We start from the raw sequence: 15,847 nt of genomic DNA, 5'->3' as shown, positions 1-15,847 counted from the left end.
GTACTCGAACCGGCAGGGCTGACCGGATACCAGGTCAGTCCTGTTGGTTCACGAGTGCGGTCACCCGGATCTCGACGCGCATGCCGGGAGCGCCGAGGGCGGCGACGCCGATTTGGGTCCAGATCGGCGCGCGCTCGCCCATGCGCTTGCGGAACTGCTCGACCATGACGCGGTTGTGCGCGTCGCCGATCGTGTCCTCGACCGCCGGGATGTGGAAGCTGTCCACGGCTATGACATCGGTCCAGGTCGCCCCGACCGTCGCGAGCGTGCGCTCCACGTTCTCGAAGGCCTGGACGATTTCTTCCTCGAGGGATTCGGGGAAGGTGATGTCGTCGTCCCAGCCGCCCTGGCCCGAGATGTCGACGCGGTCGCCGACGCGGACCGCCTGTCGGTAGTGAAGCAGGTCGAAGAGGGTCCGGCCGTATCCCGGGGTGCTGGCGAAGGTGGCGGTGCTCATCGCGACAAACCTTTCATTTGACTTCAACTATGAAGTCAAACTAGCACGGAATGACTTCACGTGTGAACTCAATTATCCTCGCTATGATTACCCGATGACTGCGGTGACCCCAGGATCCGACGGCGCGGACGCCGAGGCGCCGACGTGGCTGAACGCGGAGGAGAAGGAAGCCTGGACCGGCCTGGTCTCACTGATCCTGCTGCTACCGGGCCGTTTGGAGGCGCCGCTGCAGGCAGAAGCGGGGCTGACGCTCTTCGAGTATCTCGTGCTGAGCCATCTGTCCGAGGCTCCCGAGTACCGGATCAGGATGAGCGAGCTGGCCTTCCTGGCGAACGGATCGCTGTCGCGGCTCTCGAACGTCGTCAAGCGATTCGAGCAGCGGGGCTGGGTAACCCGAGCGCCCGACCCCGACGACGGTCGGTACACGGTCGCTTCGCTCACCGACTCCGGGTACGCGACGGTTGTGGCGGCGGCGCCGACGCATGTGCGCGCGGTCCGCGAGCGCTTCCTCGATCAGGTGAGCGCCGCCGATGGACGAGCGCTGGCCCGGATCGCCGCCAAGCTGCGCGTGCGCCCCGCCGATCTGGCCTGAAAACCAGCGGTTACGCCCGGCGCAGGGCGAACATGCGCAGGTCGCGGGTGGTGCGGTCGCGGTAGGCGGCGTAGGCGCCGGTGATGTCGATGAAGCGGGCGAAGATCGCGTCCTTGTCCGCGTCGGTGACCGGGGTGGCGGTCACCGGGATGCGTTCGCCGGCGATGGCGACGGTGGCTGTCGGATCGGCGAGCAGGTTGCCGGTCCAGGCCGGGTGGTGGGCCTGGCCGAAGTTGGAACCGACCACGTACAGGGTGTCGCCGTCGTGGACGTAGAGCAGCGGCTGGGTGCGCGCGACGCCGGACTTGCGGCCGGTGGTCGTGAGCAGGATCACCGGGGCGCCGATCGGGCCGAGCACGGTGTACTTGGCGTCGGTGCGCTCGAGCAGCGCGCGGTCGAGCGGGGTGATGGTGCGGATCAGCCAGGAACCCGGCTTGGTCGCGGCGAATCGGTTGGCGGCGCGGGACAGCGGATTGGCGCGGGAGCCCCACTGGCGATCCGGGAACTGCGATGTCATGGGCCGGACTATAACGCGACCGATCGGACCCCACCGAACCCCTGAATCGCCGACGATTCACTAAGCTCGCGAGCATGGTCGAACAAGCGCCGTCCACCGTGTACATCGCCTCGCCCGAGGGCGACACCGGAAAATCTACGGTGGCACTGGGTGTCCTCGGCATGCTGTGCGCGACCACCGCACGCGTCGGCGTGTTCCGTCCGATCACCCGCTCCACCGACGAACCCGACTACATCCTCGAACTGCTGCTCGAGCACAGCACCGCCGATATCAGCTACGAACAGGCCATCGGCGTCACCTACGAGGACGTGCACCGCGACCCCACCGCGGCGATCAGCGACATCGTGATGCGTTTCCACGACGTCGCCAAGGCCTGTGACGCGGTGGTGATCGTCGGCAGCGACTACACCGACGTCGCCAGCCCGAGCGAGCTGCGCTTCAACGCCCGGATCGCGGTGAACCTGGGCGCGCCCGTCCTGCTGGTCGTTCGCGGCGCGGAACGGACGCCCGGCGAGGTCAAGCAACTGGTCGAACTGTGTACCGCCGAGCTCACCACCGAGCACGCCCACCTGGTCGCGATCGTCGCCAATCGCTGCGCACCCGACGAGCTCGACGACATCGCGACCGCACTGGCCGGTTTCGACGTGCCGTCCTGGACGCTGCCCGAGGTGCCGCTGCTGATGGCGCCGACCATGGGCGAGCTGTGCGAGGCGATCGACGGCGAAATCTACAGTGGCGACCCGGAATTGCTGCAGCGTGAGGCGCTGCGCATCATGGTCGGCGGCATGACCGCCGAACACATCCTGGAGCGACTGTCCGACGGTGTGGTGGTGATCGCTCCTGGCGACCGCTCCGACGTGCTGCTGAGCCTGGTGAATGCCCATGAGGCAGAGGGGTTCCCGTCGCTGGCGGGCGTGATCATGAACGGCGGCCTTCGCCCGCATCCGGCCATCGCCCGGCTGATGGAGGGCCTGCACCCCAGGCTGCCGATCCTGGCCACCGAGCTGGGGACCTACGACACCGCCAGTGCCGTGCACGGCACTCGCGGCCGGATGTGGGCGGGTAGCCCGCGCAAGGTCGACACCGCGCTCGCGCTGATGGAACAGCGGGTGGACGCGCCGGAACTGTTGCGGCGCATCCAGGTTCCGTCCTCGACCGTCGTGACGCCGCAGATGTTCGAGTACCGGCTGATCGAACGCGCCCGCGCCGACCGCAAACGCATCGTGCTGCCGGAAGGCGACGACGATCGCATCCTCCGCGCCGCCGGCCGGGTGCTGCAGCGCAAGATCGCCGACCTCACCATCCTCGGTGACGAGACGTCGGTACGGGCCCGCGCCGCCGAGTTGGGTGTGGATATCGCCGACGCCCAGGTGATGGCGCCGCGCACCTCGGGCTACCTCGACGAATTCGCCGCCGAATACACCGAATTGCGCAAGCACAAGGGCATGACGCTCGAGCGCGCGCGCGAAACCATGTCCGACATCTCGTATTTCGGCACCATGATGGTCTACAAGGGGATCGCCGACGGCATGGTCTCCGGTGCCGCGCACACCACCGCGCACACGATCCGGCCCTCGTTCGAGATCATCAAGACGGTGCCGGGCGTCTCCACGGTGTCGAGTGTGTTCCTGATGTGCTTGGCCGATCGTGTGCTCGCCTATGGCGATTGCGCGGTGGTCCCCGATCCGACCTCGGAGCAGCTGGCCGATATCGCGGTGTCCTCGGCGGGCACGGCGGCCCGTTTCGGGATCGACCCCCGGGTGGCGATGCTGTCCTACTCGACCGGCGCGTCCGGCACCGGCGCCGACGTCGACAAGGTGCGCACGGCCACCGAACTCGTGCGTGAGCGTGCGCCGGAACTGCCGGTGGAAGGCCCCATCCAGTACGACGCGGCGATCGAGCCCGCCGTCGCCAGCGCCAAGCTGCCCGATTCCGAAGTGGCGGGCAAGGCAACGGTTTTCGTCTTCCCCGACCTCAATACCGGCAACAACACCTACAAGGCGGTGCAGCGCAGCGCCGGCGCGGTCGCGATCGGGCCGGTGCTGCAGGGGCTGCGCAAGCCGGTGAACGATCTTTCACGCGGCGCGTTGGTCGCCGACATCGTCAACACGGTGGCGATCACCGCCATCCAGGCTCAGGGGGATGGCAAGTGAGTGACCTGGTTCTAGTACTGAACAGCGGCTCCTCGTCGATCAAATATCAACTGCTGCACGCTGTCTCGGCCCAGGTGCTGGCATCGGGCCTCGTGGAGAAGATCGGCGAGTCGCACGGCGGCAGGATCGTGCACGAGGCGGGGCCCGCGAAACTCGACTACGACGGGGCGATACCCGACCACAGAGCCGGTCTGCTGCGGGCGTTCGAGATGTTCCGCGAGACCGGCCTCGACCTGACCACGATCGGCATCGGCGCGGTCGGGCACCGGGTGGTGCACGGCGGCGAGGTGTTCTGGGAACCGACCCTGATCACCGACGATGTGCTGCACGCGATCGACGAACTGTCGGTGCTCGCGCCGCTGCACAATCCCGCCAATGTGGTCGGCATCGAGTCGACGCGGGAGCTGCTGCCCGGCATTCCCGAGGTCGCGGTCTTCGACACGGCGTTCTTCCACACCTTGCCCGACGCCGCCAAGACCTACGCGATCGACGCGAAACTCGCCGCTGCCCACGGTATTCGCAAGTACGGCTTCCACGGGACCTCGCACCAGTACGTGTCGGAGAAGGCCGCGCAGTACCTGGGGAAACCGGCCGAAGAGCTGAACCAGATCGTTTTCCACCTGGGCAACGGGGCGTCCGCTTCGTCGATCCGCGGGGGCATCGCGATCGACACCACCATGGGGATGACCCCACTCGAAGGTCTGGTGATGGGAACCAGACCGGGCGATCTGGATCCCGGTGTCACGCCGTATCTCATGCGGGCGGCCGATCTGGACGTGAGTCAGGTGGAGCAACTGCTCAACCGCAGCTCCGGCCTCAAAGGCATGAGCGGGGTCAACGACTTCCGCGAATTGCAGCAGCTCATCGACAGCGGCGACACCCAGGCGAAGCTCGCCTACGACGTCTACATCCACCGCCTGCGCCGCTATCTCGGCGCCTACCTGGTGGAACTCGGCACCGTCGACACCATCATCTTCACCGCCGGTGTGGGGGAGAACAGCTCGGCGGTGCGCGCCGACGCACTGGCGGGTCTACAGGCGCTCGGCATCGAAATCGACCCGACCCGCAATGAGAAGAGAGCACCGGGCATCCGCCGCATTTCGCCGGAGTTCGCCCCGGTGACCGTGCTGGTGGTCCCTACCAACGAAGAACTGGCCATTGCCCGCGCGGCCCACGCGCTGGTCGGCGGGCGCTGAGCTGGTCGGCGGGCACTGAGCTCAGAACCAGGATTTCGGTCGTAGTGAGTTCGCCAGATCGACAAGGGCGTAGCGGTGCGTCCGGTCCGGGGCGTTGCGGGCGAGCGAGCGCAGTCCGGATTCGGTGCCGTCGCGCAGTTCGCGTTCGGTGAAGGCGCGGCCGAACAGCTTGGCGTCCTTACGTTTCGGTGTGTTCCCGGCCTGTAGCCAGGCCAATGCCGAGCCCTGGACCAGCGTGCGCATGAGGGTGGCGCGGTGCTCGCCCGCTGGGATGGACTGGGCGCGCGAGGCGGCCAGCCGCAGGATCTGCTCGTCGAGTTCGGCGACGGGAGAGCTGGTGAGCAGCAACAGGATCGCCGTGGTCTGAGCGGTGGTGAAGTGGCGCGACGCGGCGGGCACATCGTCGAGGGCGTGGACCGCTTCGCCGACTCGCCCGGCCACCGCCAGTTGTCTGGCCAGGCCGAATGCCGCGCTCACCACCGCCCTGTCGGTGCGCCAGACGGTGTCGTAATAACGTTCGGCGAAACTTCGCCACTGTTCGGGGGCGTCGGAATCCCAGTGTTGCAGAATGAGTTCCGCGGTGGCGGCCAACGCCAGCTTCGGCGCGATCTCGCCCGGCAGCACTCGCAATACCGCCTCGAACGACGCGAAGGCGGCCTCGAAGTCGAGTTCGAGCAGATGGGCCTGACCGGTGAACCAGTCGGTGCGCCAATCGGATTCGCTGGGCACCCGATCGAGCATGTGCAACACCGCCGCCGACTCGCCCAGTTCCAGCCGCGCTCGCGCCTCGGCGAAGAGCAATTCGCCCGCCAGGGTGTCGGGTGCGTTGTCCGGATCGGCCTCGGCCCGCTCGCGGGAGTCGTGCAGTGCCTCGAGTACCCGCTCCGGTTCGGGATTGGCGGTGGCGGCCAGCAGCGGCGCCGACGGATCGGCGGGGTCGATCAGCGGAATCGGCAGTGCGGCCACCACATCGCGGGAATCCAGCAGCGGCGAGCGACCCACACCGTCGAGATACGCGTCGGTCTGGCTGATCAGTTCCTCGGTCCCGAAGCTGGTGCGCTGTGGACTGAACACTGTGGACAGCTGTGGATGTTCCGTGCCGGTGTCGTAGGCGAGGATCTCGCGCAACACCCCGGCCAGCTGCGCCGACATCGCCCGCGCCGACGGAAAACGCTGTGCCGGATCGGGATCGGTGGCGGTGAGCAGGAATCGATGGAAGAACTCGTAGCGGGCCAGCAGCGGTTCGTCGGCGGGGTCGGGGATGCCGTCGAGGTAGCGGCCGTGCTCGCTGGGCAGCGCCAGCGTGAGCGCGGCGATCGTCCGGCCCACGGTGTAGACATCGGAGGCGGGCGTCGGCCCGGTGCGGGCGATCTCGGGCGCCTGGAAACCCTTGGTGCCGTACAGGTTGCCGTAGGCGTCGATGGTGGCGACCGCGCCGAGGTCGATGAGCTTCACCTGATCCTCGGTGACCATCACGTTGTCGGGCTTGAGGTCGTTGTAGGTGAGGCCGATCGAATGCAGATGTTCCAGCGCGGGCAGGATCTCCAGCACATAGGCGATGGCCTCGGCCAGCGGCATCTGCTCGCCACGTGGCCTGGCATCGAGAATGTCGCGCAGCGAATGCCCGCCCACGTACTCCATCACGATGTAGCCGATGGACCCGTCACCCGCGGTGTGCTCGACGAAGTTGTGGATCTTGACGATGCTCGGGTGCGCCACCTCGGCCAGGAACTGGCGCTCGGCCACCGCGACGGCCTGCGCCTCGGCGTCACCCGCGTGCAGCAGGCCCTTGAGTACCACCCACCGATCGCTCACATTGCGGTCGATGGCCAGATAGATCCAGCCGAGACCGCCGTGCGCGATGCACCCCTGGATCTCGTACTGCCCGGCGACCATATCGCCCTCGTGCAGCGACGGCCGGAAATCGTAGGCGGCCCCGCAGGTTTCGCACTCACCGCTGGTCGAGGCGGCTCGCGCCGGCGTCGACCGCCCGACCGGATTGCCGCAGCGCCAACAGAACCGACGGCCTTCCGAGACCATCGGATCGGCCAGCACGGCGTCCCGAGGGTCGGCCGGGGTGACTGTCGGAATCGGCACCAGCCCGGCGCCGAGCCGCCGCGTGGGCCGCGACCGCGCGGTCCGCACACTGCGCCCCGACCGCGCGGTACTCACCCCGGTCTGTGGCGCGGACGGCCAGGAATCGGACGTCGCTCGTGCGCCGGGCGCATCGTCGCGCTGGGCTGCCTCGGTCGCCGCGTGCGGTGCGTTCACCGGAACCCGCTGTGCCGCTTCGGTCGCCGCGTAGGGCGCGGTTTCGGCGGGGCGATGTGCCATTTCGGTTGCCGCGTAGGACGCGGTCTCGCGGGTGCGCTCGGCCGCCGCGTTCGGGGCCTCAGGGGCGCGTTGCGTCGCTTCGGTGGGGACATACGCGGCGGATTCTTGTGCCGTCGGCGCGGGGCGGCTCGCCCGCTGCGTAGCGAGATGGTCCCGCGCGTGTTGCGAGGCTTCGAAGTCGGCCGGGGAAACGTCGCCCTGTTGGACGGCCCCGGACGCTTCGGCGCGCCGGGTGGCATCGGTCGCCGGGGTCTGGTCGCGGCTGCTCGCCTGCTTCCTGGCGAACTCCGAGGCGGCCTCGGCGGTGAGTTTGGGCAGCGGCCGCGTCTCGTCGTCGCCGGGCAGCGTCCACCCACCGGGCAGCGTGCCAGGACGGTGGCGCTGGGTCAGCTGGGTCGGCTCGCGCCGTTCCTGGTCGTCCGGTGCCGCGGCGTGGGGTGTCGATTCGGCGGGTGCCGGGTCGTGGTCGGCGTCGTGCCGGGCTCGGGGGTGCACCGGTGATTCGGCGGGCGCCTGATCCTCCGGGGCCGGATCGCGTCGCCCTGGCTCTTCGCTGGTCGGGTTCGTGCTCATGGCCGTCAGTCCTGGTACTTCGGTGCGGGCGGGCTCGGTGTCTCGCCGAGCGTCGCGAGCCAGCGGCGGTGGATGCGGGTCCAGGTGCCGTCGTTGCGGATGCGGTCCAGGGTGGAGTTGACGAAACGCACCAGGTCGTCGTTGCCCTTGGGAATCCCGATGCCGTACGGCTCGGCGCTGATGCTCCCGCCCACCACTTCGGTGTAGGGGTCCTGGGCGGCCAGGCCCGCCAGGATCGAGTCGTCGGTGCTCACGGCGTCGACCTGGCGTTGTTGCAGCACCACCAGGCAGTCGGCCCAGGTGGGCACCGTCAGGATCGTGGCGGCAGGCTGGTCGCGGCGGATGTGGTCGAGCGAGGTGGTGCCGCGCACCACGCACACCCGCTTGCCCGCCAGATCGGCCAGGCCGTCGATGCCCGAACCCTTCACCGCGAGCACCCGCTGGTCGGCCCGCAGGTACACCGTCGAGAACGCCACCCGCTGACGTCGCTCGCAGGTGATCGTCATCGTCTTCGCGATCAGGTCGACCGTGTGATCCTGCAGTGCGCGCTCGCGCTCTTCCGAAGCGAGACTGCGGTATTCGATCAGATCAGGATTGCCGAGCAGGTCGCGGGCGATCTCGCGGGCGATGTCGGCGTCGAACCCGACGATGCGACCGGTGAGTGGATCGCGGAAGCTGAACAGGTTGCTGCCCGCGTCCAGGCCCACGACGAGCCTGCCGCGCGCGCGAATGGCATCGATCGTCGGGCCGGTGGCGGTGCTCGGCCGCAGACTCGCGGTCGGATCGCCGCACTGTTCGCCGCCGGTGGGCGGCACCGGGGTGTCGGTGCCGATCGGAATGGCCTTGGCGGGCAACGGAGGTTCGGAATAGACACCCCGCTCAGCGGGCGCGGGGGCGCCCTCGGAGCAGCCTGCGAGCAGTCCGGCCAGCATCAGTGCCGCGATAACTCGGCCGCGCCTCATCGGTACTCCCGCAGTCGCGGCCACAAACCGAGCGCGACGCATGCCGCCGCCGCGATCCCGAGCACGAACGCGCCGGGGGCGAGGAACGACAGCACATCGATCGCCTGCGACACCCTGGCGCGCAAGGTATCTCGCGTCACCGCGCCCGCCTTGTCCAGTGCCCGGTCGAGTGCGTCGACCTGGGCGGCGGAATCGGCGGCGCTCGGACCGGTCGCGACGGTGGCCGCGCCCACGAAATCGCCCCGCTGGAGGGTGTCGTTCATCCGCTGGTGGGCCGACTGCCAGCGGGTGAGCGCGGCGCGCGCGTGCGCCACCTCGTCGCGGGCAGGCGCGTCCGCGGGGTAACCGGCGAGCAGCTCGTTGAGCCGGGTGGCGTTCGTATCGAAGGTGCGGTCGTAGTCACCGGTCGCGTCGCGGCGGACCAGCTTCACCATTTCCGCTGATCTGGCTTGCTGCACGAGGATTCGGCTCTCGGCCAATCGCGCCGATGGCACCGCGCCCTCGTCCCGGCAGCGAATCATCGCCACCGCGGAGAGTGAACCGGCCGCCACCGTCCAGATCAGGGTCAGCGCCAGCGCGCCGGTGCCGACCAGCAAGCCCACGTTGAAGAATCGGCGCGAGCGCCGCGCCAGCTCGACCTGCACCCAGATCAGCGCGCCGAGCGCCACCACGAGCAGCACGATCGCCGTCCACGGTGGTTGCACGTGCCGGTACTGCGCGGCGGTGACCGCGTCGAAGCGGTGGTCCTCCAGCTCCTCGGCCATCGGCAGCAGTCCGGTCTGCATCTGATGTGATGCCTCGCTCAGATAGGCCGCGCCGACGGGATAGCCGTTGCGATTGTTCACCCGCGCGGTCTCGATCAGCCCGCTGTAGACGGGCAGCCCGGTCGCGATGCCGGTGCGCAGGCGGCGGTCGGTGCCCGACGGATCGGCCGCCTCTTCGTCGGAGACGTGCCCGGCCTGGGTCACCAGTTCGGCGGCGGCCTCACCGATGGCCTGGGTATAGCGGTCGCGCACCGCTTGGGGTTCGAGTCCGCCCGCGATGAACGCGGTGCCCGCGGCGGCGTCGGCGATGGAGAGCGAGGTGTAGAGGTGATTGGCCGAATGCGCGTCGGGTTCGGTGTCGTCGAGCAGGACGCCGAGAGCTTGCTGACGCTCGCTCACGGTCGTCGAAGTCACCGCGCCCGCGGTGACGCACAGCACCATCAGGACCAGTCCGGCGGCAACGAGCCGACCCGGCGAGGACTGCGCGAAGCTGCGCAACCGGGCGGGTTGGAACTGCGCGCGCAACGCTCTGACGTCGGGCGCGGGCGGCCGGTCGACCGGCGCGGCCGGTCGGCGCAGCGGCGCCCAGCGCGGTGTCACCGGTGCCGCGCCGGTCGTCTCGGAGTGCTTCGCACCCGTCGTGGCCTGCGGTGACGGGCGAACACGGACGGCCGCCACCTCCGTCGAGGCATTGCGATTCCCCGGTTCGACCATCGTTCACCTCCCGGCGCTGTCCGTGCACACCTACCTGTGCGGAGTTTATTGTGGGCCTACGGGTAGCGCAGCCCCTCACACACCCCCGCAGCGGTTGCTGTACGGCTGCTCGGAGGAAAGAGTATGGGATGCGCGGCGACGGAGACGGCTGGTTCAAGGGCCCCGATGGGGCCAAGCACTGGGGAAAATACGGTGCGGCGGGTCTGCTGCTGCGCGCACCGCTGCCCGGTGGCGGTTCCGCGGTGCTGCTGCAGCACCGGGCGCCGTGGAGTCATCAGGGCGGCACCTGGGCGCTGCCCGGTGGGGCGCGTGACTCGCACGAGTCGCCCGAGCACGCGGCGGTCAGGGAGGCCGAGGAGGAAGCGGGCATCGCCGCCGCCGACCTCCGGGTCAGGGCCGAGCGCCTGACCATGACCGCCCCCAGCGGCTGGACCTACATCACCGTCGTCGCCGACGCCGACAAGCCGCTGCCCACGGTCGCCAACAAGGAGAGCGCCGAACTGGCCTGGGTCCCCGAGGACGAGGTCGCCGATCTGCCGTTGCATCCCGGCTTCGCCGTCGCCTGGATCGAACTGCGCGCGGTGCCGTTGCGCGTGCGCCTGGACGCCGACGCCGAGCTCGCGCAAGCGCTACCCCGCACAGTCGAACTGCCCGACCAGGGCTTCTTCTGGCTGCACGCGCGGGCCGACGGCCCCGGCGTCGAAGTCGTTCTCGACGGTGAGCCCACCGAAGGCCCGGTCCTCACCCGGGCAGACGTTCTCGCCTGAGTCCGGACCTCCTCGACCCGACTGCGCGCACATCGCAGCCACGCCGGTCGTGGCACTCAGTCAGCGGCGAGGAGCGCTTGCTTCAGTTCGCGAGCCGCGGCTTCCGGATCGGCGGCTTCGGTGATCGCACGGACGACGACCACGCGGCGGGCACCGGCGGCCAGCACCTCGGGGAGTCGTTGCGCGTCGACGCCGCCGATGGCGAACCAGGGGAGGGTGGGATGGGACTCGGCGGTCGAGCGGACGAAGTCGACGCCCGCGGCCTGGCGGCCGGGCTTGGTCGGCGTGGTCCAGATCGGGCCGGTGCAGAAGTAGTCGAGGTGGCCGTCGATCGCGGCCAGACTCGCCTGGTTGCGGTTGTGGGTGGAGCGGCCGATCACCACATCGGGGCCGAGGACGCGTCGCGCGTAGGACGGCGGCAGGTCTCCTTGGCCGAGGTGCAGCACATCGGCGCCCGCGGCGAGTGCGATATCGGCGCGATCGTTCACCGCGAGCAAGGCGCCGTGGCGACGGGTCGCGGCCTTGATCTCGGCGAGCGCACCGAGCTCGGCCTTCGCCTCGAGCTGCCCGAATTCGGCCTCGCCCGGCGATCCCTTGTCCCTGAGCTGCACGATGTCGACTCCGCCTGCCAGCGCCGCGTCGACGAAGCGGGACAGATCACCTTTTTCCCGCCGCGCATCGGTGCACAGATACAGCAGTGCACTCGACAGGCGCTCCCTTGGCGGGACGGAACGGTTCGGATGGGAGGGCTGCACGTTCTCGACGGTAGTCGCGCTACCGTTGGAGTGCGAACGCCGTGGCGGGCGGTAGGCGAAAAAGACAGGTGGAACGGGATGCGAACTCTGGCGGTCGTTGGCGGCGGCGCCGTCGGACTTGCCGTCGCATGGCGGGCCGCCGAGGCGGGCTGGACGGTCACCGTCTACGACCCCGAACCCGCGCGCGGCGCCTCCTTCGTGGCCGGTGGAATGCTGGCGCCGCTGTCGGAAGGCTGGCCGGGGGAGGACCGGGTGCTCGCCTTCGGCGCGGCCGCGCTGGCGCAGTGGCCCGCTTTCGCCGAACGGCTCCGAGCGGTCTCGGATGAATCGATGTTCGTGGCGGAGGAGACGCTCACCGTCGCCCTCGACAGCGCCGATGTCACGGACCTGCGCACCGTCTCGGACTGGCTGGCCGGCTTCGGTCACGATCTGCGGGTGCTCGACCGTGCGGGAGTCCGCGCGCTGGAACCCGCGCTCGCGCGCACCGTCCGCGCCGGCCTGCACGCGAAAACCGAACCCGCCGTCGACAATCGGCGCGTACTGCGTGCGCTCCGATCCGCCTGCGCCGGAGCCGGCGTCGAGATCCGTGCCGAAGCCGTTGCCGCGCTGGATGAGCTACCGCAGGACCGGATAGTCCTCGCGGCGGGCGCCCGCTCCGCCGAGCTCTGGCCCGGCCTGCCGGTGCGTCCGGTGAAGGGTGAAATCCTCCGGTTGCGTCGCAGGCCCGGCGTCAGCCCGCCACCGACCAGGGTGATCCGCGCCCGGGTCCACGGCAGGCAGGTCTACCTGGTCCCCCGCGAAGACGGAATCGTTGTCGGTGCAACACAATACGAGGCGGGCTTCGACACCACCGTCACCGTCGGCGGTGTCCGTGACCTGATCGCCGACGCCGAAACCATCCTGCCCGGCATCGCCGAATACGAACTGGCCGAAGCGAACGCGGGCTCGCGGCCGGGAACCCCCGACAACCTGCCGCTGCTCGGCCACCTCGACGGCCGGGTCGTTGCCGCCACCGGTCACGGCCGTAACGGCATGCTCACCCTCGCGCTCACTGCGGCGGTCGTGCCCGCGCTGCTCGACGGCGAGACCCCCGTGGTCGTCGAAGCCGCAGCACCTCAACGTTTTCCGGCATCGCAGATGCCATCTCTGTCGCAAGGAGGAGTTCGATGACCTCGACCATTCCGATCGGCGTCACCGTCAACGGTGTCGACCACGAGTTCCCCGAGCCGCTCAGCGTCCGTGAACTGCTGGCCAAGCTCGAATTGCCCTGCCAGGGTGTGGCATTGGCGGTCGACGGCGCGGTCTTCTCGAAGTCGCGCTGGGACGAGCCGGTCGGGCGCGGCTGGACCATCGAGGTGCTCACGGCGGTGCAGGGTGGCTGAGTCGCCGTTGCGGATCGCCGACAAGGAGTTCGGCTCCCGCCTGATCATGGGCACCGGGGGCGCCGAAAACCTCGCCGTCCTCGAACAGGCGCTGATCGCCTCGGGCACCGAGCTCACCACCGTCGCCATGCGCCGGGTCGACGCCGCGGGCGGCACCGGCGTGCTCGACCTGCTCAAGCGCCTCGACATCACCCTGCTGCCCAACACCGCGGGCTGTCGCACCGCCGCCGAAGCCGTACTCACCGCCCAGCTGGCCCGTGAGGCGCTCGACACCAACTGGGTCAAGCTCGAGGTGGTCGCCGACGACCGCACCCTGCTGCCGGACCCGTTCGAGCTCCTCGACGCCGCCGAGAAGCTCGTCGACGACGGTTTCGTCGTCCTGCCGTACACCAACGACGACCCGATCCTCGCCCGCCGCCTCGAAGAAGCGGGCTGTGCCGCGGTGATGCCGCTCGGCTCCCCGATCGGCACGGGCTTGGGCATCGGCAACCCCCACAACATCGAGATGATCGTCGCCGCCGCCGGGGTCCCCGTGATCCTCGACGCGGGCATCGGCACCGCCAGCGACGCCGCTCTCGCCATGGAACTCGGCTGCTCGGCAGTCCTGCTCGCTACCGCCGTGACCAGGGCGAAAGAGCCCGAACTCATGGCGTCGGCCATGTCGGCAGCCGTGCGTGCGGGCTATCTGGCCAGGCAGGCGGGCCGTATCCCCAAGCGTTTCTGGGCTCAGGCTTCTTCCCCAGCCGTCTAGGGGTCGAAGGTCATCCTCGAGGATGACCCGACTCGCTACTTCTCGGCGACGCGCGGCACGGCGATCGTGAGGCAAGCTGGGGCGCATGATCGAGCTGAAGGGCCTGACGAAGCAATTCGGCCAGACCGTCGCGGTGCAGGACCTCACGTTCACCGTCCGACCAGGACTGGTGACCGGGTTCCTCGGACCCAACGGTGCCGGTAAATCGACGACCATGCGGATGATCCTCGGATTGGACAAGCCGACGGCGGGCAGTGCGCTCATCGACGGCAAGCAGTACCAGCAGCTGGAACGCCCGCTCACGCAGGTCGGCGCGCTGCTGGATGCCAAGTGGGTGCATCCGAACCGCTCGGCGCGCGCCCATCTGGAGTGGCTGGCCGCCTCCAACGACATCCCGAAGTCGCGGGTCGAAGAGGTCCTGCGACTGGTCGGCCTGTCCGAGGTGGCGAACAAGAACGCGGGCGGATTCTCGCTCGGTATGTCCCAGCGTCTCGGACTGGCGGGCGCGCTGCTCGGCGACCCGAAGGTGCTGCTGTTCGACGAGCCGGTCAACGGCCTCGACCCGGAGGGCATCCTGTGGATCCGCCGGTTCATGCAGCGCCTGGCCGCCGAGGGACGCACGGTGCTCGTGTCGAGCCACCTGCTCTCGGAGATGTCGCAGACCGCCGAGCAGCTCATCGTCATCGGTCGTGGTCAGCTGATGTTCGACGGCACCACCCAGGAGTTCATCGACCGTGCCTCCGAGCAGTCGGTGCGCGTGCGCAGCCCGCAGCTGGATCAGTTGCGCAGCCTGCTCACCTCGCACGGCATGACCGTGAAGGAAGACGGCGACGCCGCGCTGATCGTCGCGGGCGTCACTTCCGACGAGGTCGGCAAGGTGGCGGGCACGAACAACGTCACGCTCTACGAGCTGGCACCGCAGCAGGCCTCGCTCGAGGAAGCGTTCATGCGGATGACCGGCGGCGCCGTGGAGTACCACGGTGAAAGCTTCGATCAACAGGCGATGGGAGGTGCGCTCTGATGGGCGTGCTCGCAGCGGAACGAATCAAACTCACCTCCACCCGCTCGCCCTGGTGGTGCTCGGCGGTCGTGGTGGTGCTCGGCATCGGCCTCGCCGTGCTGATCGCCTTGGTCACCAACGCCGACTCCACCGGGGATTCCGGCGAGGGCCCGCCGTTGCTCACCCCGAGCGTGGCGGTGTCGGGTGTCGCCGGCTTCGGCGTCATGGTCCTGATGATCATGGCCGCGCTGACGGTGACCAGCGAATATCGCTTCGGCGTCATCCGCTCCAGCTTCCTCGCGGTCCCGAACCGATCCAAGGTCGTGCTGTCGAAGACCGCGCTGGTCGGCTTCTACTCGGCCGTGCTCACCGGTGTGCTCGCGCTCATCGCGTTCATCGTGGCCAAGCTGATCACCGGTGACGACGCTCCCGGTCTCGTGCTCGACGGCAACTGGCGAGCCATCTACAGCGTGCCGATCTACGCGTTCCTGTGCGTCATGCTCGCCATCGGTGTCGGTGTGCTGGTGCGCCAGTCCGCCGCGGCGATCTCGCTGATCGTGCTGTGGTCGCTGCTGCTGGAGAACCTGCTCGGCGCGTTCGGCAGCTTCGGCCGCACCGTCAAGCCGTTCCTGCCCTTCCAGAACGCGAACCGTTTCCTGAGCGTCGAGGAGTACGCGGGCGACTGGCACTGGGGCGTGTGGGGAAGCCTGATCTACTTCGCCGTGTTCGTGGCGATCGTGTTCGCCGGCGCACTCGTGCTGGTCAACCGCCGCGACGCCTGACAATCCTGCCCGGGCCGCCCTCGCATTGGCCCGGGTCGCGAGGGCCGCGACCTTGTCGGGAGGTCGCCCCTGCACGAGCCCCCGGCGTCCGCTGCCCGGACGCCGGGGGCTCGCGCATATCCAGTGAGGACCTGGGTAACTCGCCGGG

At 69.2% G+C, this 15,847-nt stretch carries 15 protein-coding genes; 9 read left to right on the top strand and 6 right to left on the bottom strand.

The genetic code is table 11. From position 1 onward, the window contains the following. Nucleotides 1-34: 34 nt before the first annotated feature. Nucleotides 35-457, bottom strand: a complete 423-nt coding sequence (locus ACWDXS_RS20740; RefSeq protein ID WP_378996060.1) for a Rid family hydrolase — start codon at nt 455-457, stop codon at nt 35-37. A 94-nt stretch (nt 458-551) separates the two neighbouring features. On the opposite strand from ACWDXS_RS20740, the gene ACWDXS_RS20735 reads away from it, so the two are divergent. Continuing rightward, nucleotides 552-1,049: a MarR family winged helix-turn-helix transcriptional regulator gene (locus ACWDXS_RS20735; protein WP_449967839.1), complete on the top strand. Its 498-nt coding sequence runs from the start codon at nt 552-554 to the stop codon at nt 1,047-1,049. 10 nt (nt 1,050-1,059) lie between these two features. On the opposite strand, the gene ACWDXS_RS20730 is transcribed toward ACWDXS_RS20735, so the two are convergent. After that, nucleotides 1,060-1,566: a nitroreductase/quinone reductase family protein gene (locus ACWDXS_RS20730; RefSeq protein ID WP_378996064.1), complete on the bottom strand. Its 507-nt coding sequence runs from the start codon at nt 1,564-1,566 to the stop codon at nt 1,060-1,062. Between the two features lie 74 nt (nt 1,567-1,640). On the opposite strand from ACWDXS_RS20730, the gene pta reads away from it, so the two are divergent. Further along, a complete protein-coding gene (gene pta / locus ACWDXS_RS20725; RefSeq protein ID WP_378996066.1) occupies nt 1,641-3,719 on the top strand; it encodes a phosphate acetyltransferase in 2,079 nt (692 codons plus the stop codon). Next, nucleotides 3,716-4,915 carry an acetate kinase gene (locus ACWDXS_RS20720; protein WP_449967835.1) on the top strand — a complete coding sequence of 400 codons (1,200 nt, stop codon included), beginning with the start codon at nt 3,716-3,718 and terminating at the stop codon, nt 4,913-4,915. The genes pta and ACWDXS_RS20720 overlap by 4 nt, the downstream gene beginning before the upstream one ends. Nucleotides 4,916-4,936: 21 nt before the next feature. On the opposite strand, the gene ACWDXS_RS20715 is transcribed toward ACWDXS_RS20720, so the two are convergent. The 3 genes from ACWDXS_RS20715 to ACWDXS_RS20705 all read right to left on the bottom strand — a co-directional run bounded on the left by ACWDXS_RS20715 (nt 4,937) and on the right by ACWDXS_RS20705 (nt 10,262). Next, the gene (locus ACWDXS_RS20715) at nt 4,937-7,249 is read right to left on the bottom strand and encodes a serine/threonine-protein kinase (RefSeq protein ID WP_379312745.1); all 2,313 of its coding nucleotides are present in this window, start codon (nt 7,247-7,249) and stop codon (nt 4,937-4,939) included. 578 nt (nt 7,250-7,827) lie between these two features. Then, a complete protein-coding gene (locus ACWDXS_RS20710) occupies nt 7,828-8,784 on the bottom strand; it encodes a glutamate ABC transporter substrate-binding protein (RefSeq protein WP_378996070.1) in 957 nt (318 codons plus the stop codon). Beyond that, entirely contained in the window at nt 8,781-10,262 is a 1,482-nt protein-coding gene (locus ACWDXS_RS20705; protein WP_449967832.1) for a hypothetical protein, read from the bottom strand. The genes ACWDXS_RS20710 and ACWDXS_RS20705 overlap by 4 nt, the downstream gene beginning before the upstream one ends. Before the next feature lie 128 nt (nt 10,263-10,390). Here ACWDXS_RS20705 and ACWDXS_RS20700 point away from each other — a divergent pair, with 128 nt between their 5' ends. Further along, nucleotides 10,391-11,029: an NUDIX domain-containing protein gene (locus tag ACWDXS_RS20700; protein ID WP_449967829.1), complete on the top strand. Its 639-nt coding sequence runs from the start codon at nt 10,391-10,393 to the stop codon at nt 11,027-11,029. Nucleotides 11,030-11,085: 56 nt separating this feature from the next. On the opposite strand, the gene thiE is transcribed toward ACWDXS_RS20700, so the two are convergent. Continuing rightward, on the bottom strand, nt 11,086-11,784 hold the full coding sequence (gene thiE / locus ACWDXS_RS20695; RefSeq protein WP_449967826.1) for a thiamine phosphate synthase: 699 nt from the start codon (nt 11,782-11,784) through the stop codon (nt 11,086-11,088). Nucleotides 11,785-11,862: 78 nt separating this feature from the next. On the opposite strand from thiE, the gene thiO reads away from it, so the two are divergent. The 5 genes from thiO to ACWDXS_RS20670 all read left to right on the top strand — a co-directional run bounded on the left by thiO (nt 11,863) and on the right by ACWDXS_RS20670 (nt 15,699). After that, a complete protein-coding gene (thiO, locus tag ACWDXS_RS20690; RefSeq protein WP_449967823.1) occupies nt 11,863-12,954 on the top strand; it encodes a glycine oxidase ThiO in 1,092 nt (363 codons plus the stop codon). Next, nucleotides 12,951-13,166, top strand: a complete 216-nt coding sequence (gene thiS, locus ACWDXS_RS20685) for a sulfur carrier protein ThiS (RefSeq protein ID WP_358104244.1) — start codon at nt 12,951-12,953, stop codon at nt 13,164-13,166. Before thiO ends, thiS begins: the two co-directional genes overlap by 4 nt. After that, on the top strand, nt 13,159-13,917 hold the full coding sequence (gene thiG / locus ACWDXS_RS20680; protein ID WP_449967819.1) for a thiazole synthase: 759 nt from the start codon (nt 13,159-13,161) through the stop codon (nt 13,915-13,917). The genes thiS and thiG overlap by 8 nt, the downstream gene beginning before the upstream one ends. Before the next feature lie 85 nt (nt 13,918-14,002). Beyond that, the gene (locus tag ACWDXS_RS20675) at nt 14,003-14,938 is read left to right on the top strand and encodes an ABC transporter ATP-binding protein (RefSeq protein ID WP_378633694.1); all 936 of its coding nucleotides are present in this window, start codon (nt 14,003-14,005) and stop codon (nt 14,936-14,938) included. Next, complete coding sequence (locus tag ACWDXS_RS20670) at nt 14,938-15,699, top strand: ABC transporter permease (protein ID WP_378633697.1); 762 nt, start codon at nt 14,938-14,940, stop codon at nt 15,697-15,699. The genes ACWDXS_RS20675 and ACWDXS_RS20670 overlap by 1 nt, the downstream gene beginning before the upstream one ends. Nucleotides 15,700-15,847: the final 148 nt, after the last annotated feature.

The sequence above is a fragment of the Nocardia sp. NPDC003183 genome (assembly GCF_053590715.1).
Note: the sequence above shows the minus strand (reverse complement) of the source record. Positions and strands in the feature narration are given on the sequence as shown.